Consider the following 24596-nt stretch of genomic DNA (forward strand, 5'->3'; position numbering starts at 1 on the left):
TTCATTTCTCATGGTTGTACCTCCTGAAACAAAAATGCTCTAAGTGATTGCTTCACTAACCATGACAAAATCATGATTAAGAAGTCACTTAGAGCATATATCACCGCTGGCCAATTTGTACTTTTTATACTGTTTGACCGCAAAGCAATCCGGCTTGCGCTTTTCAAGCCCGGCAAACATATAGTCCACCGCGTTCATAAAGTCCTCGTCATCCTCCTTGACCTCCATGCCGGAAATCATATCCACAAGGGTATTCATGTTCCGATCCTCGGCAGGCCCCTCGAAAATGATGTAGGCAATCAGGGCGCAGTATAAAAGCGTTTCCGATTTCGTCCAGAATGGATCGCCTTCCTTGCCTTCGCCCTTGGTGTTGGAAATCAGGGCATCCACGAATTTCAGAATATCGGCCTCGTTGCGGATATACGCCAGCGGGTTATAGTGCATGGATTTTGAAAAATCTATGCTGTTGAATACCTTGATTTTGTACCCGCGTTTTTGCAGGAAAGCTCCGACCTGTCCCAGCACACCGCCTTTGGGATCGACCACCACATAAGAGGAATGAGCCTGTAAAAGCTGGGGCGTGAGCCAGAAGCGGGTTTTGCCGGAGCCGGATGAGCCGATAATGCAGCAATTCAGGTTTCGGGCATTTGCGGGGATTTTAGGGCGGGTGTTCATCGTGAGAAACTCCGTCCCGGTCAAAATCACGTTGTTTTCAAACTTCGGATCGACAAACGGTTTGATGTCTTTTTCCGTTCCCCATCGAGCGCTGCCGTATTCTGCATCCCGCCGAAACTTCTTAGCGTTCTTGCTTTTGAAATAGATCAGCAGCCGGAAACCAACTGCGCCTACAATACCGACAAGCCAATCCAGCGGGGCAAGACCGGGTGCAAAGTCAGCAAAGGCCGGGCCAATCGTCTGGCCCAGTCCGATGAGCTTATGTGCAAAATCGTTACCCGCTGCCAGCCGGTAGGCCGTTCCCAGCTTGAGGAACGCCCACAGGATGAACAGATAGGGAATGTTCGGAATGAGATATTTTCTGATCTTATCTGTCCTCATGGGCCACCTCCTTTGCACGTTCTTTCTGCTTCGGCTTTTCTTTGGAAAGCTGATCTGCCGCCTGTTGCAGTTGTTCCCGGAGGGGAACACGGTTCGATTTTGCTTTGCTTAACACCTTCCGGGAATACTCAGAAAAGCAGGCGGTCATTGCGTCTGCCTGTCCAGCCTTGAAAAACAGCAGGTATTTGTCCGGCCCGGTTTTATAGAACGCATAGTCTACATTCCATTTCCGGGCCACGCGGTCAAAGGACTTGGCATCCCCGGATAGCTCAATGCTGTTGGTGGCTGTACCGTGGGCCATGAGCTTTCGCACACTTTGTTTTCCATGCGGTACTTGCCGCCCACGGTATGCCTTGCGGATCTTCCGGCCCACCATGCCCAGCACATACGCCAGTCCCCGCGCCGTCAGCTTGGTTGTTTTTACGGATATGGCTATCGTGCGCCGGGAAATATCTTCATCAATCAGTTACACCGCCTCCTTCCTTGGGACAATTTGTCTCGAAGTGCCATCATCGATCCCCACGGTCTTTTTTCTGCATTTGACGGTAGCCCTCCAAAGAAGAACCGTCTATGATTTCCTGATAAGCGGCCATTTGCTCCCGGATAGAGAGCTTCGGGAAAGAGAATACCTTATGCTCCTTGGGAATATCCTGCAAGCCGTGATACACTTCCACGAAATGATCGCTTTCTTTGACAACATAGCCGCCCGGGGCAAAATGGCCGTTTTCGTGGATGCAGGCATCCCGGCCATACGCCTCATAATCGAAATACGGTTTTACCTGATCCGGCACATCCAACATTTCCAGATCGTCCACATAAATACGCCCCAGCGTTTCCTCATCGGATACGCCGGGGTAAAAGCCGTAACAGTCCAGATTTTGTGTCAGATTGATGATGTCCCGCACCGAAGAACAGTGATCGCCGCTGTCGAGGACGGCCTCCAGTGTTTCCAGCTCCGATGAGGTAAGCCCGGAAAGCAGGCAGGCCAGATGATTAAGCTCGTCCAGATTTTCATACTCGCTCAAATGGTCATAGAGCCCCAGCACATCCCCATCGAAAGAGGTAATAAAAATTTCCTGATAGCGGACGCCATCCACGCCGATCCGTTTCAAGAGAGCCTCCACCTCCTGGGCGGTTGTGGGAAATTTCAGTGTTTCACCCACAAGCTGGCCCTCGCTGTACTTTCCGACGTTGGTAACGTAGGCTTCAAACAGGGTTGCCATTAGCGGCGGCCCTGTCCCTTGACGGTCAGGATGCCCTCAAGGGTTGTTGCCGTAATTCCCAGCCGCTGGGCCACGGCAATATCATTTTTCATGGCTTCGGTCATACTGTGCCCGCAAACAACCAGCACATGAGAACGGCGGAGCAGGTCACGGCTCATGTCGATGCCGCTTTTATGCTCCTCGGGAACAGCATCATTGAGAAACAAGGGCAAGTACAGGGGCGGGCAAATAGGAGAAAAGCCTGCCTCATACACGGTGCGGCAATACTGCGCCGCCAGTTCTGCGTTTTCGCTATCGCCGCCGAGCCATGCAGCGGTGATATAAGCAAGGGGTCGTTTCATCGTTCATACCTCCGATATTTTAATAAGAAAGTTCAACCCAAACCCCACGCCCTTTCCCAGTCTTGGGAAAGGGGGCGGCTCTGGAGGATATACCCCCGCCGCTTGCCGGGGAAATAGCACAGCCGGGGCAGACCGTCAAGGGCGAGCCGCCGAAAACGGCGGTGCGCTGCACCCTTGACGGCCCACTCCCGGCTGTACTAAAAAACAGGCGGCGACGGGTATATATACCACCAGAGCCTCTGCGCGAGGGCGGGGCCCTCGGGACAAAGTGTCTCGAAGTTGTTACTTGTCAAGTTCCTGCTTTTTCGGGGCTTTTGCCAGCTCCGGCGGCTGTTTTTCTTTCCAGTCATCCAGCAGGGACATAATCTGTTCTTTCATTTTGGCGGGAGTGACCTCCTTGCCAAAATACTTTTCCAGTTCCGCAGTAGAAATAATCACGCCTCGATCCTCCTTTTTCTGTTCTGATAAGATACCGTCAATGACATCGCCATTGAGTTTGCCTTCCTTATCCAGCTCCCGGAGCCGTTTAGCCTGGGCCAGTGAGGGCGATGCCTGCTCCCCGTCAATGGAAACAGCGATAAGCCTCTGATTTTTCGGTTTGATGTAGGACAGCTCCACGGCAGGCATGAAGCCCATCTTTTTATCGTCTACCTTGTCCAGAAGCTCCGGCACAAGGGAGTTGAGCCGCAAGTAGCGCATGACCTTTTTATAGTTCATTTCATGCGCCTCGCCCACAATCTCAACCGAGCGTTTCCCGACATCGCCTTCCGCAACGCCTTTCAGCCGCCCGCCCTGGTGCTTGATGTCCTCCACTTCCAGCTCCAGCAGGGCGGCCAGTTCGCTGGGGAGCGTCTGATCCCTCTGCTTGTTGCTGTCCTTCATGGCCTGAACCGCTTCGTGGTCGGTCATTTCACGGACGATAAAGGGCATTTCATCCAACCCGGCCAGTTCACTGCCGTGGGTACGGCGATGACCCGCTACAATTTCATAGCCGTTTCCATCTTTCTCCGGGCGGGCAAGACCGGGAACCATTACACCATTTACGCGGATAGAAGCAACGATTTCCTGCATCTTCGCATCGTCCCGTACCTTAAAGGGGTGCGGACGGAATGTGTGAAACGGATGAACCTCGGAAAGTTTCAGATAAACCAGCTTGCCTTCCTCAACCGGGCGGGGCGGTGTAGTCGGCTCGGGAGCTGTCTGTTCCGCAACAGTCTCCTTCGGTGCCGTATCTTGTGCGGGCTTAATGGGCTCCTTGGCATCCGGAGCCTTTCCATCACTTCGGGACACTTTGTCTCGTTTGGACGGCTTGGGCTTGTCAGGGGCCGCCTTATCCGCCTTGGGTGGGCGGCCCTTGCGGGCCCCAGCCGATTTCTCCGCTTTCTGATTTTCAGTCGCAGCCTTTTCCGCTTTCGGCGGACGGCCACGGCGCGGCTTTTTCGGTTCCTCCGTATTGGCGGGCTGCGGTGTTTCTCCGGGGGCTGCCGCCTCTGGCGTTTCGGGGGTTTCCGCCTTTTCGACTTCGGCGCGGGCATTCTGCCTCTTTTCCGCCATAAGCTCATTGATTTTGTCAAAGGACACAACCACATCGCCGGACTCAGGTATGGCAGGCCCGGTCTGTTCCTGCCGGGGCTCAGACGCTGCGGCCTGTTCGGGTGTGGTGATAGGCCCGGCGGCCTCCGGGGAAGTATTCTCCGCAGGGCCTGTGTTCAGTTTTTCATCGGCCATTTACGATCCTCCTTTTCGTTAAAGTTGCACAAATTTGAACGCTAAAATTTTGTAGTTATTTTTGTGCCTCCTTTCCGTCTATCCACGCAAAAAAGCCGCCCGTTTTTCATGCCGGACGGCTTTTTGCGTAATGTGATAGATCAAATATTATTTTTTCTGATTTGTAGGCTCCGAAAAGCCTTGTATTTACAGTGTTCCTAATAGGAAGTAATCATAGTATTGAAGAATGTAGAGGGTGCTTGAGAAAAGTGTCCTCTATTTTTTTATGCTTGCCACCTAAAATATTGATTTCAAATGTCACATTTTTGAAGAAAGTTATGTTTCGGTGATATTTTTTAAATTAAAATCCCAATCCACAACATTTTTACCCATTATAGACGATGCTGTGATATACTGTAGCTAATATATGTAATTTTGACTAATTTATTTTGGAAGTGTTCATTTGATGAGCTTCAGGAGGAACAATGAGCGTATCTTATAAAAAATTATTTAAATTACTAATTGATCGTGACATGAAAAAGAAAGATCTGAGGGAACTTGCCGGAATTGGAAATAGCACTATGACTAAGTTGGCCAATAATGAAAATGTAACGGTTGAAGTTATGGCAAAAATATGTAAGGCACTTGATTGTAAAATGGATGATGTAATAGAAATTATTTAGGACGATTCAGATAAATAGATAAAACGAGGGATTTTATTATGGCAAAAATGATTGATGAAAAACCATCCTTCAAAGGGGAAGGGAAAGTTTGGGATAAATTAAATGAATACTTGCCCAGTGATATGGTTGTGTATAACCAGAGAGAAATCAATGGTAGAGAGTATGATTTTTGTGTTATGGCAGAAAACCTTGGTATTGTTGTAATTGAGGTTAAGGAGTGGCTTGCTGAAAAGATTATAGTAAACGGTGTTGATAATATTGATGTAGAAGGTTATGAGAGGCCACAGACATCGCCCAAAAAGCAAGCGAGAGTTTATAGATTTGCCATACTCAATAAAATAAGCGAGAAATATAATGTAAGCCCATTGGTTTTAGACATGGTATGTTACCCATTTATCAGTAAAGCCGAGTATGAAAGTAGTCGTTTAGATATTATTTCGGAGGAACAATATACTATTTTTAAAGAAGACTTAGAGGATCGCGAACGGTTAAATAACAAAATAATCAATGTTTTTCAAGTCAATAGCGTTATTCCACATTCTGATTTTTCTTATGATTTAATGTTTCGCATTAGAAGAAGCCTAGAACCCGATATTAAAGAGAATGTTGAAGACGGCAAGGTGTTACCCTATTCGAAATTGTATATTATACCGGATATGCCTAATATAACAGAAGTTGAAGAGATGATTGATATTTATTTTATGGGTGTAAAAAGCATTATTTTTGTTGAGGATGGTGCTTGCTACAAAAATATTATTAGATGCTTAAATGACGGTTTAAGAAAACGTAACGTGGATTATAAAAAAAATAATTTATATTTGGGATATTACAAGGGAATTTCAGAAGAGAAAGATGATGATTGTTTTAGAATATTTAATTTTGAACTGTACCACATTGATTCGTTGGGGGCAAAATGTTCTGAAAAAATTGTTGTTAAAGAAGGAAAAGTAACACCTCAAGCATACGATGTGTTAAGAACGCTTTCAGAGTGTTCTGCATTCAATCTGCAGCAATACGAAGTAGAGCACGCATCTACTTTGCATGACATTTTAGTTGAGGCCGGGGCTGGAACAGGAAAGACATTTTCGATGGTCTCCAGAATTGCATATCTCTGTAATAAAGAAGTGGACGCTGTTTCCAATATAGCAGATGAGATAGCAATGGTGACGTTTACAAATGATGCAGCAATTAATATGAAAAAAAGATTAAAGCAAATGTTTGTGAACTATTTTGTATTAACGGGAAGAGAAAAATATCTCAAATTTGTAGAGGATATTGATCGTTCAAATATTTCAACAATCCATAAGTTTGCTATAGGAATTTTGAGAGGAGAATCCTTGTATACGGGACTGGGAACCAATTTTAGAATTACAGAAAATGAACATAAGAGAGGAAAAACCTATGATTTGTTTTTGGGTGAATTCCTGGAAGAAAAAGAATGTGAGAATGCAAATTTTGTAAATGAACTACCTATTCCAATCTATGATTTAAAAAAGAAACTTATGAGTATTGCGGATAGGCTTTTTGATAAGAGTATTAATTTGGAACAAATAAAAACATCCGAAATGGGCGTCACTGTTGATAATAATATTCCGTATTTTAATGAATTGCTTACAAGAGTTGTATTTCCAGCAGAAGAGTTGTATTTGGAAACATTGAGAGATGGTAACAATATTGACTTAAAGGAAAGCGTTATTGAATTGGAAAAAATATTGTCAGGGGGATGTGAAAAATTAAAAAATTTACATCTTAAATATTTATTCATTGATGAATTTCAGGATACTGATGACGTACAGATTGAAATATTTCAGAAGTTGCAAAAAGGCATCAATGCGGAATGCAAGTTGTTCGTTGTCGGTGACTTAAAGCAAAGCATTTATAGATTTCGAGGTGCTAAATTGAATGCTTTTCAAAAACTTCAGAATGGCAAGAAAAAGGAGTGGAGCCACCATAGATTAAATCGTAACTATCGTACAGATCAAAGACTACTCAGCCTGTTTGATGAAATATTTGCGAAAATGGGGAGTAAGAATATATTGCCATATTCTGGAAAAGCAGATCGGTTAGTGAGTGATGTTATTTCAGATGCAAAGGATGATGAATTGTTGGTTGAACTGCCTTGTCATGGCAAAGAGAATGAGAAGATTCTAGAATTGCTGAATGAAACTATTCTTTCAGAAGTTACAAAGCTAAAAGAACTGATGAAAAATAAGTCGCTTAGTAAAGAAGAACGAACAATTGCTATTTTGGTTAGAAGTAATTGGCAAGTTGAAAATGTTGTAAAGGCAGCGGCAAAAAAGAATATTAATGTGGAAATAAGCACTGGCGGCGATTTGTTTCAACTGCCATCAACATTGGATTTGTATAAATTAGTTTTAGCTATTAGCCATAATACTAGCCCGGTCTATTTGGTGAATTTTATTGAATCCAATTATACGGATTTGAAACTTGATTATCAAAAATTTCATTGTATGTCTGAGAAAGAAAAACTAAAAGAATTAAAAAATATATTAAATGCTTTCTTTGTAAAACGGATGAATATGAGTTGGGAAAGTGTTTTGAATGAGGTATATACGCAACCGGTTCTGTATGCATTAAAGAATATAATTGAATCTTTGAGACCTTGGGATAACTATACTCAGATTCCGGAGAAGAAGAGATTATACATTGCTAATCATGAGTATTTGATGGAGAAAATGATCAAATTTACACATGTAGATACATTGACATTGAATCAGATTATTGAATATCTTGGGATAAATATTTTGACCGGTCAGAGACAACTTTCAAGATCAGTAGAAGTTGACGATGAAGGTGTGCATGTGATTTGCAGTACAGTTCATAAATCTAAGGGGTTAGAATACGGAACGGTGATTTTACCATATACTTTCGAGGATATAAGCGATATAAAAAAGGTTAAATTAGAGACAAACTATAACGATAATAGTTTGTCGTACACTGTATTGTTTGAAAATGGTATTCGAGAAAGAAATTCAAATTACAGTGAGGGTAAGGAAGTCGATGAGCAAATTGCTGAAGAAGCCCGGATTCTATATGTTGCATTGACAAGGTCGATACGGAATTGCATTTGGATTAATAATATAGATAGTACTCCGCAAATTAGTTGGGGATCACTATTGGAGGGATAATATGTCAGTCATTATATACACATATCGCGATCCATATAAATTGAAAGAAAATAAAGAATTATGGAAGGAAATATCTTCATGTCCATATTTCTGTGCTGCGCAAACACTGGTAAATGGTCTGAAAGTGGTTTATGGAGCGGCTTTTCAAATAGGACGTGTTACTACCGTTAAAAACCTTACAGATGTTTTGTATGAGAAATGGAACGGAACGGCGTGTGCTGTTAAGCAGCATGCAGATATCGATAATATTATTGTTAATTCTTCGGATATTACAGGAATATCAAGAATAGAATTGGATAATGTAAAAAAATCATTTTTATTTAATAGGGATGAGGTTTTTACAAGTATACGTACAATGTTTGAATTGAAGATGGAGCCGCAAAATATTGTAGACAAATATTTAACACCAGAACAAAGATTTATAGTATCTGTTTATAAGAAAATTAGAGCATCTGAGAAGGTGAAAGATTTTTGTTTAGAGCAGGATTTTACAGAAGAGCAAATAAATAAAGCAATTATCAAAGCTATGACCACAGCAAAAGATAATTCTTCTACGAAAAATGAGATAGAAGTGGAAACACTGGATCACATTGTTATTCATGGAGTACATCAGTTTTCGCCACTGTTGTTGAGAGCTATTGAGGAGATAGCGAAATATAAAAAAGTAATTTTATTAATTAATTATCAGGAACAGTATAAAAATATATATCAGACATGGATTGATATTTATTCTGCATTTGACTGCGAGATACAAAATTTTGATGGCATTGAATATTATCCAGTAGATGTTTCGGCGGTAAGTTATGATGGAAATTTATTGGCTCATAACATAGGTAAACTTATAGGTGGACACAAGGAAGATATTTCTGTCAGAAAGCCCTACGAAATAATAGAGTTTGATAATACGACGGAATTCGCAAGTTACGTAGCTAAAGTATTTGAGGATGCAGAAAAGAAAGATCCAGAACATCCAATGAATGCAATGAAAGAACAAATTTACGCAGCAGATAGTTCTGTCAATGATATTTTGAAAGTATATTTTCCGGAACAGTTCGGAGAACGGCAATTCTTAAATTATCCATTAGGACATTTCTTTATCGCAATTGCCAATATGTGGGATTCAGAAACAAATGGCATTATTATTTCAGATATTAATGATATCAGAGAATGTTTAGGGGCTGGAATTTTAGCGGAGGCAACAACAGGAAGACTGGTGTCAACATTTGGCAAATTAGAGGCGCTGTTTGATGGATGTGCGTCAATTGATGATATGCTGTCCAGAATAAAGAAAGTGAGGAAAAATAAAAAATATGTCTCAGATGAGAAGAGGCAAGAGTATCTTGGACACATTTCTTATTATTCAGTTTCTTCGATTGAGTTAAAAGAGTTAGAAGAGGCACTTAATGAACTTGAAGAATTAGCTTCTTTCTTTTATGAAGACTTTGAAAAAAGACCAAGTAATTTTAGAAGATTTTATAAAAAACTAAAACAATATCTGCAAGAGGAAATCCTTGAAGAACGAGAATTGTCAGAAGAGTTTACTGATATAATCAGCAGGGTGTTATCTAGATTGGATGAGGTGGAAAATATTGATGCTTCCGCATCTTTTGAATGTCTTAAATCTACTATGTCATTGTACTTGGTTCAGGAAAGCAAACCAGGGAAAAGTGCCAATTGGATTGTTCGTAATTTTGAGCAGATTGATGGTGATGTGCTAAGAACTTATAAGGAAAGGGATAACAGCATATTGCATTTTGCTTGTCTAACGGATGAAGATATTAATTCTGTTAAGCAGAGAGAATTCACTTGGCCGTTAAATGGAGATTTCTTTGAAGTAGCACAAAATCCAGTTGACTGGAAATATCAGGTATACGTTAAAGCTAGAAAAGAGTATAAGAATTTTAAAAGATATGCTCTGATTTATGGACTAGAATTTAACAGGGGAAATTACAAACTGAGTTTCGTAAAGAGGGATGGAGATCAGGAAAGAGAACCATATTATTTGTTGAAAATTCTCGGGGTAAAAAAAGAGCGGAATATAGATAGAAGAATAAATCATAAGATGGAGCCACTTTCAGGCATACAGATTAAAAATGGTATTTCTGGAAAATATCAGAATTGTGATTATTATAGATTTAAGATATGTAAAAAAAGATTTTTATTAGAAAGCCTTGTAGAAGGGAATACAATATATAAAGATAATTTTTTACTTGCAAAGTATCTGGAAGTTTGGATAGAAAATGAAACAAAAGAGAGCCTGCAAGGACTTCCACATAGTGAAATTCTTCTTTTGGATAAACTGAATGAGTTGTATGATGAGCTAAAAAAGTATTTCCCATTTGCGGTTAATATAAATAGAATTGATATCATTAATAATGTGAAAAATCGATTGAACAATGGAAAAGCTTTTCTTGTTTTATCAGAAGATGATCTGAAATTTATGATGATACGTGAATTGTTTATATGTAAGCAATTGAAAGATCCAAAGAAATTTAATCAAGACGTATTAAAAGATATGTTTCCAGATGTAAATCAGCAGAAAATAGAAGAAGAGTTGTCAGAAGAAAAATTAAAGAAACTTGGATTTGGTGGCAGTACCAATCTCTGGTGTAAATACTGCACAAATAGAGAAATATGTGTTGATTATTATGCATGCATAGAATAACGATAGGGGGAGGCCGATTATGTTAAAAACAAAGATGTATGTTAGATGTCCAGCGGATCAAGAGAGCATGTATGAACCACGAATTTTTGTATGCGGACAAATAATTAATATTGATGAGTTTAAACGGACTGTATCGGTCAAAGTTCATGATCCATTTGGGCATCTTCTATTTTTTGAAGATTTACCGAAGGGTGTTATAGAATTGCCATTAGGAAGTGTAGATAGATGCAGTTTTTTTATCGGATCGATAGTTGTGTATAAGGGATCCAGCTATAAAGTATTATCATGTCAAAAATGCAAAGATGATTATTATAAGTACTATATTCAAAACTTTGATGACACGAGTGTTGTTAAGGTGCCAGAGGCTGACGTTATAGCTGCTTTTAATAACGGTCAGGTAGATCCTTGCGTCCAGTTGAAAAATTATGAGTTCCAAAATCCAGCATGGTATCTTGGAAGGGCTGTTGTGGCAAAAAGTATGGATATTCTTGAAAATTCTATTTATGGTTTTAAAGAATTGGCTGGATCAAAAATATATTTAATGCCACATCAGGTTAATACGATTATGAGATGCCTGCAGGAGTCACCATGTCGATATATGCTAGCTGACGAAGTAGGCATGGGAAAAACAATTGAGGCTATATCAGTATACAAGATATATACTATGAATCAGAGTAATAAGAAGGCATTGATTGTGGTTCCTCAAGTATTAAAAGAACAATGGATTTCAGAACTGTTATTGAAATTCAATATACCTAATGGAATGGGGAAAAATAATAATTCTGTAACAGTAAAAACATTACAGGAACTTAGTGAAAAGGATTTGTTTACTGATTGGGATTTTGTAATTGTTGATGAAGTGCATAAATATTTGTTTTCACAGAGTGAATATGAAAAGCTTCATAAAATAAGTACACTAGCAAAAAATATACTTTTATTAAGTGCTACACCGGTTCAGCAGAAAAAAGAAGAATATTTGGATTTATTAAGGCTCCTTTTACCGCAAAAATACAATTCCTTTAGTGTGGAAAAATTTGGAAAACTTATTGCTAAACAGAGTAAAATAATTCAAAAAACTGCTTTGATTTTAGATGATCTTGGAGATTTTGAAGAAGAAATAAACAGCCTTGCTGAAAGTGCACATGATTCTGAAGAATGTGAAGAATTGTTTGAGGAAATACATGAGGATTTAGAAGAGATATGTGATGAATTAGATGATGATAAATTGAATGAGTTATTGCAACAAATTAAGTATGAAAATGATGATTTAGGTGTTTATACAATAAAAGTTATTATTTCATATATATGTAGCAATTATCAGATTGAAAGTAATATCATCCGAAATAGAAGGAAAATCTTAGAGTCAACAGATGAAGATGTTCAACTGATGGCTAGCAGAGATTTGATTGAATTAACATATTTGACAGATAACGAAGGGAACCCGTATGAACAATTGTCATATAATGTTTTTGCTCATTGGATTATTAAAGGATTGGAGAGTGGCATACTAGATGTAGAACTAGATATAAAACCACTTTTATCCAGATTTTTTAGTTCACCTTGGGCTTTTTACAAGCAGGCTAAATCAAGCAAGATGGACGGGAGTATTTTAGATAATATTAGAAAATGGCTAGAATCAGAACAGTTCAATGTTGACCACATCAATGATATTTTGGATGATCCGGATAAATATGCAGATAGCTATGCTTCAAGATTGGTTATAGTAATAAATGCATTGTATGATGATTTTTATGATCAAAAAATTGTGTTGTTTACAAATTATGCAGAAACATTTGATGTATATCGGAAAGCGCTGACAAAAGTTTTTCCAGAGGAAGAAGTAAGTTTCTTTGGGGCTAGTATGTCGACAGAAGAAATCGAGTTGAATGCATATCGCTTTCAAACTCAAGATGAATGTAGAATAATGTTATGTGACAGTACAGGTGGCGAGGGACGTAATTTTCAATGTGCAGATTACATTGTTCATATTGATCTTCCGTGGGATGCAAGCGCGATTGAACAACGTATAGGACGATTAGATCGACTGGAAAGAGATATGTCGAGACCGGTTGTATACTCTGTTGTTGTTCATACCAAGGATACTTTTGAAGAAGCGTTATTTAGTTTTTTCAAGGATGGTTTGAAGATATTTAATCATTCATTGAGTGGAATGGAAATTATCATGAAAGAAATAAATGATGAAATAATATCCGCAATTAATGATGATTTCAAATATGGATTATTCGATAGAATACCTAAAATAGTAGAACTTGCAACTACAATGCGGGATGCGATAAGAAAAGAGCAAAACTTTGATGCTGCGGGATTTATATATCGCCCTATGTATGCAGAATTAAGAAAGTTAATAGAATATTATTCACAAAATGAGAATGTATTGTTTGCTTCGACCATGTCTAATTGGGCAAGCTTGGCTGGATTTCGAGGAAGTGAAAAAAAGAATGGGGAGATTACGTATTCTGCAACTTCGTTTTCTGCTAAAGCTGCCATTAATTCACAATTGATACCACCACGTTGGGATGAGTACCTGAATACTGCACAGAATCAATTTCTGATGAATGTTCAGAATGCTTATGATAAAAGCATGGCAAGAAAAACACAAGACAGAGCAATACGCGGAACATTCTCAAGAAAACTTGCGATTGAAAATGATTATTTGCATTTTTTTGCACCTGGCGATGAGGTGTTTGACTGTATTGTTGATAATGCAATTAATTCATGCAAAGGGTGCTCAAGTGCGTTCGCAACGTTTTGTAGGATTAACTGGATTGGTTTGATATTTACCTGGTCGATTGCACCGGACACTTCGTATTTGCTTGATAATGGAGTTTCGATATATGCAATGAGTCCTTATCGTAATTATTTATTCTCAGAACAGGTTATAATTCCTGTTTCAATTAGTAATGTGGACGAACTAGATGATGAGACTATTATTAGAGAATATACAGAAATTATTAATCGTGGATTTAACGCCAAGTCGAATCTAGTACATTTGGGAAAGAGAAGTCATGAGGCTAGATTTTTAAAAGATACAATCAAAGGCCGTAATATAGATTGGTTTAAAGAAAAATTTGGTGGAGAAAATTGGGAAGATTATGTTCTAAGTGCTCGTAAATATTCTCACGAAAAAGCATTAGAGATATTAAAGAAAAGATCAAATATCCGAGGTGCTAGAGAAGAAATGGAAAGAACGTTGTCTGCACGTGTCGCAAATAGCGAATTTTATGGATTAAATGACGAAGGCATTGAGCAATTAAAACAGACGCAAAAAATAGTATTAGATGCAATAAAGCATCCAAAAATCCATTTGGAATCTGTTTCTTTTATAATGATGATTGGGGAGCGTAATGAATAAAGAGTTAATCATAAGTGAAACGGAGCAGTTTATAAATGACGAAATTTTTTATATTCAAATAGAGTACGGAGAGAAAGAAACGGCCAATGAACGGTTTTACTTGAATACCGCAAAAAGGTTGACTAAGGCGTATTCGTTATATAAGAAAAATAATATTTTCAAGAATGATTACATATTAGCCTTAAGAGATTTTCTTATTACTTTTGATGTATCAGTAAGAATAAATCAGAATGAATTCCTAAAAAACAACAAATTTGGAATATCATTCGATGATGTAGAACGTAAATATTTCGCATCATACCAACTATCTTTTGATGTTAATGAGAAGTTCGTCAAAGAGGCTTTTTTAAGAGAAATTCAGAATAAGAAATCAGGCAATGATAATGATAATTTGACTACCGATCCAATGATTTTAAATCTGACAGGGTATTCAAAATTTAAGTCTTTAGGTCAGAAATTAGCAGTATATGGTGCGTTAAATACACCAGAAGGATTTACAACACTGGTATCTTTACCTACTGGTGGAGGTAAGAGTCTTATTACACAGACTATTGCCTTTCAAAAAGAAGGATTAACAATAGTTATTGTACCTACTGTATCTTTAGCGATTGATCAAGAACGAGTAACAAAAGAAATAATAAAAAGAGATAATAAGGATGGAGAAATCTTTTCGTACTCAAGTGGAGTTGATGCAGAACCTATATTATCTGCAATTAAAAAAAAGAATGCTAGAATGCTTTTCATTTCACCAGAAGCTCTTCTGGAAAATCCAGCATTTGCAAAGGTGATTAGGGAGGCAAACAAAGACAGGTACTTAAAAAATATTGTGATAGATGAAGCCCACATTGTTGTTGATTGGGGGGCAGCATTCAGAGTGGACTATCAGTGTCTAGAGGCCTGGCGAAATATGCTATTAATGACAAATCCATCTCTGCGAACAATACTCTTATCAGCTACTTTCGAGGATAAATGTGTAGAAATACTAAAAAACTTTTTTGAAGTATCCGGAAGATGGATTGAAATCAGATGTGATGCACTTAGACACGAACCGAGATACAGTGTTGTTCGATTGCGAAATAACAGTGAAAAACAAAAATGTTTAATTGAGATGGTAAGAAAATTACCACATCCTATGATTATTTATGTGGCTAGACCTTTGGATGCAGATAATATTAAGAAGTCTCTGGCGAATGTTGGAATCAATAATGTGAGAACATTTACTGGATTGACCGGGAAATCACAGAGAAAAAAATTGATAGATGAATGGGTAGATAACGAATATGAGATTATTATTGCCACTTCAGCATTTGGGGTAGGTGTGGATAAGAGTGACGTTAGGACGGTTATTCATACATATATTCCACAAAATGCAAACACTTATTATCAGGAATTAGGGCGAGGGGGGGCGAGACTGCTTGCCGTGCTTAAGTGTAATGTGCTTACAACCAGAAGATACAACAATCGGTAGGGATCGTATTATCAAAAAAGTATTGACATCTGAAAAGATAATCGGTCGATGGGATAGTTTATATAATAATCGAAAGTCTGTTCGATTATCGGACAATAGGGTTTTTATAGATACATCCATAAAACCCAATTATGCAGAGGTGGATGAATTTGATGATTCTCCGACAAGTGATGCTGATATGAACTGGAATGTGTACGTACTTCTCTTTTTGCGTAGATATAATATGATTCAGATTCTTGAAGTCAAGATTGATCATGGCCGTTATATGATTTTGATTAAAATTGAAGATGATCGACTTCGAATAGTGGATGATGAACTTGTTGAATATATTAAAAAGATACGTGAACAAGAGTGGAACTATTACAGTAGATCTTATAATGCAATATCAAATGCTGTACGGGAAAATTGCAAGGAATGTATATCTGAATTGTTTACGGATACTTATTCCAAAGTATTTGAATACTGTGCGGGATGTAATGCACATAGTGAAGTAATTGTAGGTGATATGCCTAAATTTCCACTTAAAAATCGAGTATCTGAACCATTAAAAACTTTATCAGATGAACAGATGGCTCTATTTGGAACAGCTAATGAATTGATTGTCGTTGCCGATGAAAGCGATCAGAAAAATCTGATAAGCAAGTTGGTAGAGAAAGGCGTATCATTGATTATTGTTCCGGATCACTTTAACGGAGAGAATATATTGCTGAAAATAAAGCCGAACAGAAACATGATGATTTTCAGTTTGGATGAAGCGTATCAGTTAATTAAGATGAGAGGATTCTATTTCATTTCTGGGTTGATTGCAGTAATCTATCCTAAAGAAGAAAATGAAATAGGGGAACAATATGTGATTGTTAAGAATAACTTATGTGGAAGAGCTTCAACTAAGATTGTTCATATAGTTGAGAAAGATGTGTATATTGTTCAAGCGGGAAAGACACTTGTTGAACTTGTGGATGGACCAAGCTTGCAACCTAACATAGTCTACACATAGAAAGGAACGATAATGTTTAAAGAAAAAATGGTTACAACTGCAATTCCGGAAAGAGTATTTGCGTTGTGCAAAATCGTTGAAAAAGGATCCATATATTCAAGTGAATTGAAAAACAAAATGGAACCAGAATTTTTAGGGAACGGGTCGGTATATTTTAATGATTATAAAAATGCAGCTGAAGAATTAGGTCTCGTTACAATATCGGATGATCTTATTTCTCTGGCAGTTGATCCAAAGATCGTAAAAAATATAGAATCAATGAGGATGTATATAAACTCTCATTTGGAGTTGTATGATACAGGACAATTCTATTTGGTTACAAATGCGTATTTCGATAAGGGAAATGACATTTTCAAGGAGGATAAGAACATTGCAAATTTAGGTCCGATGTTTAGCGAAATGACTGGTGTGCCGGTAGATGCGGTAGCTATGAGAGCATGGAGATTTTGGGCGTCATTTTTAGGCTTTGGATATTTACAAGAAATGTTCGTAATTCCAAACGCCAATGTTTTTTTGGAAGATGTGATCAGTTCCACGAATCTAGAAAAGAAAAGAATGTATTCGGTAAGTGAATTTGTAGATGCAATTACGCCTATGGCAAATATTGTTATGTCAGACATTGCAGCTAAAAAATTCAACTATGGAGTATCAAATGGTCTAAGAACATTACAGGATGCGGGGAAAATAAAGATGGAACACATTCATGATCAAGAAGACATGTGGACATTGTATCCTTTGAAAGCTTATTCGAATGATTCGACGATTACACATATTACCATTATGTAAAGAGAGGTTGATTTATGAATTCTAAAATAGCAAAAGAGAGAATATCATATGTAGCTAGACCGGACTCTATTACTACATCTGAAGGAGATTTCCTGGCAACCCACGTAGCGATAAAAAAATTAAAAGTTTTAGAAAAATTTGATATCGCTCCAACAGGTGGAAAGTCTTTTTCGGAAGAGGATATTTTTAAAAAGTATATCCTTAATCCGGAAGATAGACATCAATTTATAGCTATATACGGACAAAGTGGTACAGGAAAATCTCATTTGATCAGATGGTTTGCAGCACGTTATGAACAGAGTAAACCTAAAGATGAAGTAGTACTGTTTATTAGGCGTAGTGATAATACTTTAAAGGGAACAATCCGGCAATTACTGGAAAAACCGGAAGTGCAAGGAATCAGTAATAAGGAAATATACGAGCGCTTGGTGAAAGCATCGATTTCCGTTGAAGAAAATAAGTTAAAAGACTTGATCTATCACAATTTTATCATTGAAGTCGACCATGATTTGGATGACCATGATATTCTATTGGGGAATGTGATGAAAAGAAAGGTAGTGGCTTTTCTTAATAACGAAATTGTGCATGATTTTCTATTAAGAAAAAATGGTCCAATCGAAAGAATGTATTCTAAGATAGCAGAGCATTCAACGGTTGATAGAGATACAATTGCGCAATTTGAAAAAGAAGACTTTTTAGTTTCCCAAGATTTATATGAGAGCATTCAGCGTGCTGGTGGTGATCGAAAAGCGGAAAGATTGGCGTTAGAACTTTTATCTGATGAAAAAGGAGCAACTACAGCGAAGAGGATTGCAGATTATTTGAACCAGTTTAGAAATGATGTCATTCAAAGATGTGCGGGCATTGAGCCGGGAGATTTTAAACAAATATTTTTAGATATTCGAAAGGAACTCTTCAGATTAGATAAGAAGTTAACTCTTTTTATTGAGGATGTAACTTCTTTTACTGGAGTAGATACTGCATTGCTTGATGCATTAATTGAAGAACATACAGGTAAAAGAGATGGAGAGAGTCTTTGTAGAATTTCATCTGTTGTAGGTACTACAAATAACTATTTACAACATAATTTTAAGGATAATCATAAGGATAGAATTACAAAATATGTTTATATTCCGAGTGATGTTCTTGATGAAGATGGACTGTATGAATTTGTTGCTAGATACGTGAATACAATGTCCCTTAATGAAGATATTATATCTGATTGGGTAAATGGTCATGCTAATCCAGAGGATTATCCTATTCATGATGTTGTTGAAGGAAAAAATTGGGAATATATCAATGTTGGACATGGGAAAAAGATAAATATTTATCCGTTTACTAAGAACAGTATTCTGTATTTTTATAATAATGTGTTAGAAAAAGGACATCAGACACCAAGATATATTATCCGTGATATTATTGAACCGGTTGTTCGTGATGCTATTTTTAATAAAGAAAATTTTCCGAGCATAGATGTTAAGATTGTAAATGTGAATACTACGCTAAGTTTTAGAATTCATTCGCAATTAGACGACCAGGATGCAGCGGATAGATTACTTAAGTTTATGAGCGTATGGGGAAATGGAAGCCCGGATCAATACGAAGAAAACGGAAAAATATATATTTCAGCAATTAGCAAAGATATGTATGATGATTTTAGTTTTCCAGTTTTGCAGATGGATAAGGTTGAAGCACCAAAAACTTCACCTCAAAAGAAAGCCTCAAACAATGCTATAACACCCAAAGTTACATCTGAAGTTAGTATTGATGCAAGTGAAATTGTCGTTTCTGCAGCAAAGATTAAAAAGGTCAATGATGCTAATACGCTACTTACAAAATGGACGAATGAAAAGAAAATTGATATTTCTGCTACGGTAGGAGCAGCGGGAACGGTGCATTCGGCAATATATGATGAGATTCCAGACTATCTGTTTACTGCAATTAACTGGCAGGTAGAAGGAATAACGATGGATAATGCAAGAAAAGTTAAAGATTCTGCAGTGCTTTTGGTAGCGCTTGAAGGTCAAACTAAAAAGGAAGGGCTCTATGTTTTGCCTGCCAATTGGAATAGTATAAATATTATTCTTGCTTTTATTCGTTGGAAAGAATATGGAAATAAAAGTTGGAATTATCCGGACGCAGATTTTGATGCATATTTGATTACGACATGGACAGAATCTATTAAGAAAACGTTGGTAACAAAGGTATCAGAGTACAAAAGCGGAATTGAAACAAAATATATTGAGGCGGCTGTGGCAGCGGAAATATATCGGACTATCCTTGCAGGTGAATTTAGAGAAAAAAGTTTAAAAAATTTTAATTTGCAGACCTTACTTGCAAGCAAGCCCAATAAAGCAACATCAAATTCACATTGCAGTGAATGGAAATCTTTAGTTAGTGTAATGTCTCAAAAGAGTGCAGATGTAAATAATCAACAGACAGTGAGAAGATATTTTAACATAGGGCAGGGTGGCGCAAGTACGAATGTCGTTCTGGATGCAATTGCTCTTTCAAAAGTTTTTGGAAAGGTTAAGAAAAGCCGGCTTATCATTGAGCCTGAAGAAAAACAAAACGACGATAGGATTAAACAACGTAGAGATGCATATACCTTCTTAAATGATATAGAGGAACGTATTGAAAGTGTTGCTAAATCTGAATTGGAAAATGGAAAAGCTAAGCTTCAGAGAATATATGATGCATTTGGAGACAATGAGATAGGAGAAGATGAATTAACAGAATTTATTTCTAGAGTAAAAAAATTTTATGAGGAAGCCAATAAAGCGCAGGTTAATGTGAAAGAGATTTCGCTAGATGGAATTAAGAAGGTGTCAATTCTTGAAAAAGCTATTTCGGATATTGCTGCGGTGCTAGATGAAGATGATCCGTTAACCATTATAATGGCATTTTCTGGGGATCCTGTTACAACTATAAATCGGTTAATCAATGTTATAGATGCCCTTGAAACCGAGATAGCGAAAGCGAAAACAATCATTGCAAATAAAAAAGCCGCATTAGGACCGGATGGTGAAGATTCTGCTGATAATAATAGATATTCTGCAGAACTGGTAAGTATTAATCAAAGTAGACAAAAGATTGAAGGGATGGTGAAGGTATGATCTTTGATGATTTAGTTACAACGACAAAAGCTATGCAGGATCTTCAGAAAAAAACTGCAATAAAAAATAATAAAGCCATGCAGGATAATGCGGACACTAAGTATCGTTTATTACTTACCCAGGCAAATCATTTTGTAGATGTAATGGTGTATTTATATACTGATCTTAGCGTGCCAAAGAATCATGAAATTTTGATGTCAATATCTGAGCTAATGAATGTTTTAGAACAAATTGTTGCCTCTGGTTTGGCTTCACCGGACGGTATTATAAATGCAGATAATACATTTAAGACCCTTCAAAGTAGTATGAAAAAAGAATGGTCGAAGCAATATGCGGATTTGACAAGTGCTACAGTCAGTACTTTGGAGGCTATCAGAGGGATAGATCCGGATAATGTTGGAAGATGTTTGCAAAAAATTCAACCTGCAGAGAATTGGGACTTGGATGTAGAAAGATATAAAACAATGCATAATGGTCTAAATGAGGCTGATTATCTAATAATGGAGTTGGGATTAGATGACGAAATAATAGCATTTCTACAGAATACAAATTCTGGTAGGGCAACATTACAAGACTTAAATGACAAAGTATTAGCTTGGATTCGGGATGAACAGTTAGAAAGAAAAATAAGAATATCATTTGTGAAAGCAAAGTAAAAACCAGAGATTTCGCTTTTAGAAAATAATATTCCCGTTTTGCCGAGAGCGCATCCAGCAGAATGGGGAATTCCCTTATTGAAAGAAAAATTACTGTTTTTTCTGGATAAACAACCAAAAAGGACACCTTTTATTGTATAATTATGTTACCACAACATAAAAACGAAAGAAGGTGTCCTTAATGAAAAATTAGCATTGAAGAAACTGCTAACTTATATGAAAAGTGTATACAAAATTCCGCAAAAAATCAAGGGGTTATCGGATGAAAGAAAGAGAAAATCTATTCCGTTGTTTAACCTTGTTATGCCTGTATTGATTTTTCTGATACTGCAGTACGAAAGCTTTCATACTGTCTTTTCAGCGCCCGAAAGTATGGGTAGACGGCTGAAAAACTGTATCCGTGGAAAAATCCCAAAAGTCGATGCGGTCAGAGATCTTCTTTCACGAATAGATCCAAAAGAAATCGAGGAAATTCATGCTCAAACGGTTGATATTATAAAACGTAACCGTGTATTTCGGGAAGGAACCATAGGCGGCTATGTAGTAGCAGGCATAGATGGTGTGGAATTGTTCAGCAGTACAAAAAAATCCTGTCCAGAATGCCTGAGCAGGAAGAATGGGGCTGGTAAAACAGAATACTTTCATCGGAGTGTGGTATGTATGACAGTAGGAAAACCACCCTATGTAATCTTTGGACAGGAAATGCTGAAACCGGTGGATGGATCTGGAAAAGATGAAGGGGAACTGACAGGTGCAAAGAGACTTATTCGGCGTTTAAAGAAAAGGCATGGTCATTTTGCGGATGTAATTGTGGCAGATGCGCTGTACTTGAATGCGCCGTTTATCAATGCTTTGAAGGAATGCGGTATGGAAACCGTGATCCGGCTTAAAGATGAAAGAAGGCTTTTGTTTCAGGATGCGGAAAGTATGTTCCAGAGGGATGAGGGGAGAAAAAAGAGTTTTAACATAGGAAAAAAGAGGGTTGAAGTCTGGGATCTTTCCGGATTTGAGATAGCTGGCAGCCCGCATAAACTCCGTGTGGTCCGATATCGCGAAAAATGGGAAGAAAAAGGAAAGGAAAGCGAATGCTGGATGTGGCTTGTGACTACGCTGGAACATGCGGACTACCGAATCTTGTGGGAGATGATGAAGCGCAGATGGGATATTGAAGAGAATGGATTTCATCAGTTAAAAACGTATTATCACGCGAAGCACTGTTATTGTCACACAGCGACAGAAGTTATATTTAACCTGATGATCATAGGTTTCAACATGAGAGAACTGTATGTGTATCGACGGGTCCAAACGTTTGAAGGAAGCGGAATCAGCCGAAAGAGTGTAAGCCGAAAGTTCTGTGATGAACTGCTGATAGAAAAAGTAAAGGATATTTTGTATGAAAAAGGTGGATAGAATATGCTGTATAAAAGGAAAAAGAAATAGGTAAAACGGTTCCAAACAGAAAAGGGGGAATTTTGTGCATAATGGTTCTGTCTGTGAGGAAAAAAGGAAAAGTGAATACAGAAAAGGGGCTACTTATAAATATGCGTTGCTAAAAGCGAAATCTCTGAGTAAAAACGGCACTTGTTGACAGAATGATACATATGGGATATACTTAAGTAGGTACTTAAGTATAGTAAGAGCTTTATATTCTAGCGTCAGATAAAACAAATACTTGCGCCATTACTAGACGCAAGCATTTTACTACATTTATTATTTCTGGCAACTCGCTTTCACACTGTCACTCCACGGTGCCAATTCGGATAACTGTTCATCCGTCATTTTGGCATTGGGCCGATGTTCCAGCAGATATTCCAGGTAGCGGTAAACATTCAAACCATTAGCTTTTGCCATCTCTACCATTGTGTAGGTAAGAGCGCTCGCTTCAGCACCTTTTGAACTGGAACTGAATAACCAGTTCTTTCGACCAACGGTAAATGGACGGATCGCATTCTCACTTAAGTTATTGGAAAAACTGCAATGGCCATCTTCCAGATACATCATCAGCGACTCTTTTCGATTTTGGGCATAGTTCACCGCTTTCTCGAAGCGGGTTCCACGGTGGGGACGTTGTTGTTCCAGCCATTCCCAGAATGCATCGAGTACTGGTTTTTCTTTCTGCAGACGGTATGCCTTTCGATGGTCCGGATCCATTTTTCGTTCGGCAGCGATCCGTTCATAATCAAACAGCTTCGTGCAGAACTGGATGCCCTGGACGGTAGCATTGCTGTAATCAAACTCTTTTCCCTTGGGAACAGCATCCACAAAGTATCTTCTCATGTGCGCCCAACAGGAACACCGCTTTACACCGGGCAGATCATTGTATCCTTGGTATCCATCTGTTTCCAGGTATCCGCCTTGGAAGCCATCCAGGAATGCGGCTGCGTTGTACTTTGCGCGAGTCTCTGTGTAATGGAAAAGAATGATCGGCGCAAGCCCATCTTCCCCTGAGCGGAACAGCCACATGAACGATTCTGTTTCCGGATTTCTGCCGGGTTCTTTCAATACCTGGATCCGTGTTTCATCTGCCATCAGATACTTTCTGGCAAGCAGTGTACGATGAAAGTAGTCATACATTGGACGGAAGTAATTCTGTGCGCAGTAGATGATCCAGTTTGCTAAAGCTGCCCGCTTGAAACCGACACCAAGCTGCTTCCAGTCCTGTTCCTGGCGGTACAGGGGCATTGCATTGGCAAACTTCTGGTACATGACCCATGCAGCTGCAGATGGTGATACATAACTGTTCGGGATCAGAGCTTCAGGGACCTCGGCTTTTACAAAAGCAGGGCTGTCTGCCAGTTCCTCTTTTTCCGTACATTCCGGACACTTATAGGTAGTCCGATAAATATTTACTACCTCGCCTTTTGCCGGAGTAAAACGGAATTCATGACGTACGAATTCTTTCCCGATGGCTTCCAGCCTGCTTCCGCATACCGGGCACAGCTGTTCTGCCTCCGGGAGTTCCAGAACTTCATCGCGGGAAGGAATTCCTTTGAACAGCTCTTCGTGGGTGCGCCTTGCTTTTCGCTGATGTTCTGGGACTGTGACAGCGGTGCTTTCTTCTGTCTCCTGTGGATCAGCCGCCTGTTCCGCTTCATCAAACAGACACAGCTGACCTTCGATGTCTTTGCTTTTTTCACTGGAAGTGCCGAAAAGCTTTTTCGTCAGGTAATCGATCTGTTCCATCAGGTTTTTGTTATCCTGACGCAGATCTTTCACAGTTTTCTGCAGGGAACGGTTGAGTTCTGTCTGTGCTGTGAGCAGTGTATTCAGTTGGGTTATGGTATCCTTGTATTCCAGGAGTTTGATCTCTGCCGCGCTGCCTGCCATCATCCCTGCCTCCTTTGTCTTCTGGTCTTATTTTAACATAAAACCGGTG

At 38.6% G+C, this 24596-nt stretch carries 15 protein-coding genes and 1 pseudogene; 10 read left to right on the forward strand and 6 right to left on the reverse strand.

Features of this window, described 5'->3' with window-relative positions; translation table 11 throughout:
- The 5 genes and pseudogenes from DWX32_RS17430 to DWX32_RS17450 all read right to left on the reverse strand — a co-directional run.
- A pseudogene (locus DWX32_RS17430) lies at positions 1-1056 on the reverse strand (type IV secretory system conjugative DNA transfer family protein); the annotation flags it as partial.
- Positions 1043-1522 carry a PcfB family protein gene (locus DWX32_RS17435; protein WP_330421845.1) on the reverse strand — a complete coding sequence of 160 codons (480 nt, stop codon included), beginning with the start codon at positions 1520-1522 and terminating at the stop codon, positions 1043-1045. The gene DWX32_RS17435 and the pseudogene DWX32_RS17430, both read right to left, overlap by 14 nt.
- Before the next feature lie 43 nt (positions 1523-1565).
- Positions 1566-2279: an antirestriction protein ArdA gene (locus DWX32_RS17440; protein ID WP_117461867.1), complete on the reverse strand. Its 714-nt coding sequence runs from the start codon at positions 2277-2279 to the stop codon at positions 1566-1568.
- The gene (locus tag DWX32_RS17445) at positions 2279-2620 is read right to left on the reverse strand and encodes a DUF7768 domain-containing protein (RefSeq protein WP_003020223.1); all 342 of its coding nucleotides are present in this window, start codon (positions 2618-2620) and stop codon (positions 2279-2281) included. Before DWX32_RS17445 ends, DWX32_RS17440 begins: the two co-directional genes overlap by 1 nt.
- Before the next feature lie 282 nt (positions 2621-2902).
- On the reverse strand, positions 2903-4348 hold the full coding sequence (locus tag DWX32_RS17450; RefSeq protein ID WP_117461868.1) for a ParB/RepB/Spo0J family partition protein: 1446 nt from the start codon (positions 4346-4348) through the stop codon (positions 2903-2905).
- A 464-nt stretch (positions 4349-4812) separates the two neighbouring features.
- Here DWX32_RS17450 and DWX32_RS17455 point away from each other — a divergent pair, with 464 nt between their 5' ends.
- From DWX32_RS17455 to DWX32_RS17500, 10 genes are all read left to right on the forward strand, one after another.
- Complete coding sequence (locus DWX32_RS17455) at positions 4813-5010, forward strand: helix-turn-helix domain-containing protein (RefSeq protein WP_118594476.1); 198 nt, start codon at positions 4813-4815, stop codon at positions 5008-5010.
- Between the two features lie 38 nt (positions 5011-5048).
- Entirely contained in the window at positions 5049-8159 is a 3111-nt protein-coding gene (locus DWX32_RS17460) for a UvrD-helicase domain-containing protein (RefSeq protein WP_118594475.1), read from the forward strand.
- A gap of 1 nt (position 8160) precedes the next feature.
- Positions 8161-10824 (forward strand): hypothetical protein, encoded by a 2664-nt coding sequence (locus DWX32_RS17465; protein WP_118594474.1) that lies wholly within the window; start codon positions 8161-8163, stop codon positions 10822-10824.
- 19 nt (positions 10825-10843) lie between these two features.
- Positions 10844-14197, forward strand: a complete 3354-nt coding sequence (locus DWX32_RS17470) for an SNF2-related protein (RefSeq protein ID WP_118594473.1) — start codon at positions 10844-10846, stop codon at positions 14195-14197.
- Entirely contained in the window at positions 14190-15665 is a 1476-nt protein-coding gene (locus DWX32_RS17475; RefSeq protein WP_118660718.1) for a DEAD/DEAH box helicase, read from the forward strand. Before DWX32_RS17470 ends, DWX32_RS17475 begins: the two co-directional genes overlap by 8 nt.
- Positions 15613-16662 carry a hypothetical protein gene (locus DWX32_RS17480; RefSeq protein ID WP_147398506.1) on the forward strand — a complete coding sequence of 350 codons (1050 nt, stop codon included), beginning with the start codon at positions 15613-15615 and terminating at the stop codon, positions 16660-16662. The genes DWX32_RS17475 and DWX32_RS17480 overlap by 53 nt, the downstream gene beginning before the upstream one ends.
- 12 nt (positions 16663-16674) lie before the next feature.
- Positions 16675-17448: a hypothetical protein gene (locus DWX32_RS17485; RefSeq protein WP_118594471.1), complete on the forward strand. Its 774-nt coding sequence runs from the start codon at positions 16675-16677 to the stop codon at positions 17446-17448.
- Positions 17449-17462: 14 nt separating this feature from the next.
- A complete protein-coding gene (locus DWX32_RS17490; protein ID WP_118594470.1) occupies positions 17463-20564 on the forward strand; it encodes an AAA family ATPase in 3102 nt (1033 codons plus the stop codon).
- Positions 20561-21220 (forward strand): hypothetical protein, encoded by a 660-nt coding sequence (locus tag DWX32_RS17495; RefSeq protein WP_118594469.1) that lies wholly within the window; start codon positions 20561-20563, stop codon positions 21218-21220. Before DWX32_RS17490 ends, DWX32_RS17495 begins: the two co-directional genes overlap by 4 nt.
- Positions 21221-21880: 660 nt before the next feature.
- A complete protein-coding gene (locus DWX32_RS17500) occupies positions 21881-22630 on the forward strand; it encodes a transposase (RefSeq protein ID WP_243037624.1) in 750 nt (249 codons plus the stop codon).
- A 300-nt stretch (positions 22631-22930) separates the two neighbouring features.
- Here the strand turns inward: DWX32_RS17500 and tnpC are convergent, their stop codons facing one another.
- On the reverse strand, positions 22931-24547 hold the full coding sequence (tnpC, locus tag DWX32_RS17505) for an IS66 family transposase (RefSeq protein WP_118594468.1): 1617 nt from the start codon (positions 24545-24547) through the stop codon (positions 22931-22933).
- Between the last annotated feature and the right edge of the window lie 49 nt (positions 24548-24596).

Origin of the sequence: Blautia sp. AF19-13LB (assembly GCF_003479105.1) — a bacterium.
Classification (GTDB): domain Bacteria; phylum Bacillota; class Clostridia; order Lachnospirales; family Lachnospiraceae; genus Fusicatenibacter; species Fusicatenibacter saccharivorans.

Excerpts from the sequence above, each read along its gene's own strand:
- DWX32_RS17440 (WP_117461867.1), bottom strand. The coding sequence starts at position 2,279 with ATGGCAACCCTGTTTGAAGCCTACGTTACCAACGTCGGAAAGTACAGC.
- DWX32_RS17445 (WP_003020223.1), bottom strand. The coding sequence starts at position 2,620 with ATGAAACGACCCCTTGCTTATATCACCGCTGCATGGCTCGGCGGCGAT.
- DWX32_RS17450 (WP_117461868.1), bottom strand. The coding sequence starts at position 4,348 with ATGGCCGATGAAAAACTGAACACAGGCCCTGCGGAGAATACTTCCCCG.
- DWX32_RS17455 (WP_118594476.1), top strand. The coding sequence starts at position 4,813 with ATGAGCGTATCTTATAAAAAATTATTTAAATTACTAATTGATCGTGAC.
- DWX32_RS17460 (WP_118594475.1), top strand. The coding sequence starts at position 5,049 with ATGGCAAAAATGATTGATGAAAAACCATCCTTCAAAGGGGAAGGGAAA.
- DWX32_RS17465 (WP_118594474.1), top strand. The coding sequence starts at position 8,161 with ATGTCAGTCATTATATACACATATCGCGATCCATATAAATTGAAAGAA.
- DWX32_RS17470 (WP_118594473.1), top strand. The coding sequence starts at position 10,844 with ATGTTAAAAACAAAGATGTATGTTAGATGTCCAGCGGATCAAGAGAGC.
- DWX32_RS17475 (WP_118660718.1), top strand. The coding sequence starts at position 14,190 with ATGAATAAAGAGTTAATCATAAGTGAAACGGAGCAGTTTATAAATGAC.
- DWX32_RS17485 (WP_118594471.1), top strand. The coding sequence starts at position 16,675 with ATGTTTAAAGAAAAAATGGTTACAACTGCAATTCCGGAAAGAGTATTT.
- DWX32_RS17490 (WP_118594470.1), top strand. The coding sequence starts at position 17,463 with ATGAATTCTAAAATAGCAAAAGAGAGAATATCATATGTAGCTAGACCG.
- DWX32_RS17495 (WP_118594469.1), top strand. The coding sequence starts at position 20,561 with ATGATCTTTGATGATTTAGTTACAACGACAAAAGCTATGCAGGATCTT.
- DWX32_RS17500 (WP_243037624.1), top strand. The coding sequence starts at position 21,881 with ATGACAGTAGGAAAACCACCCTATGTAATCTTTGGACAGGAAATGCTG.
- tnpC (WP_118594468.1), bottom strand. The coding sequence starts at position 24,547 with ATGGCAGGCAGCGCGGCAGAGATCAAACTCCTGGAATACAAGGATACC.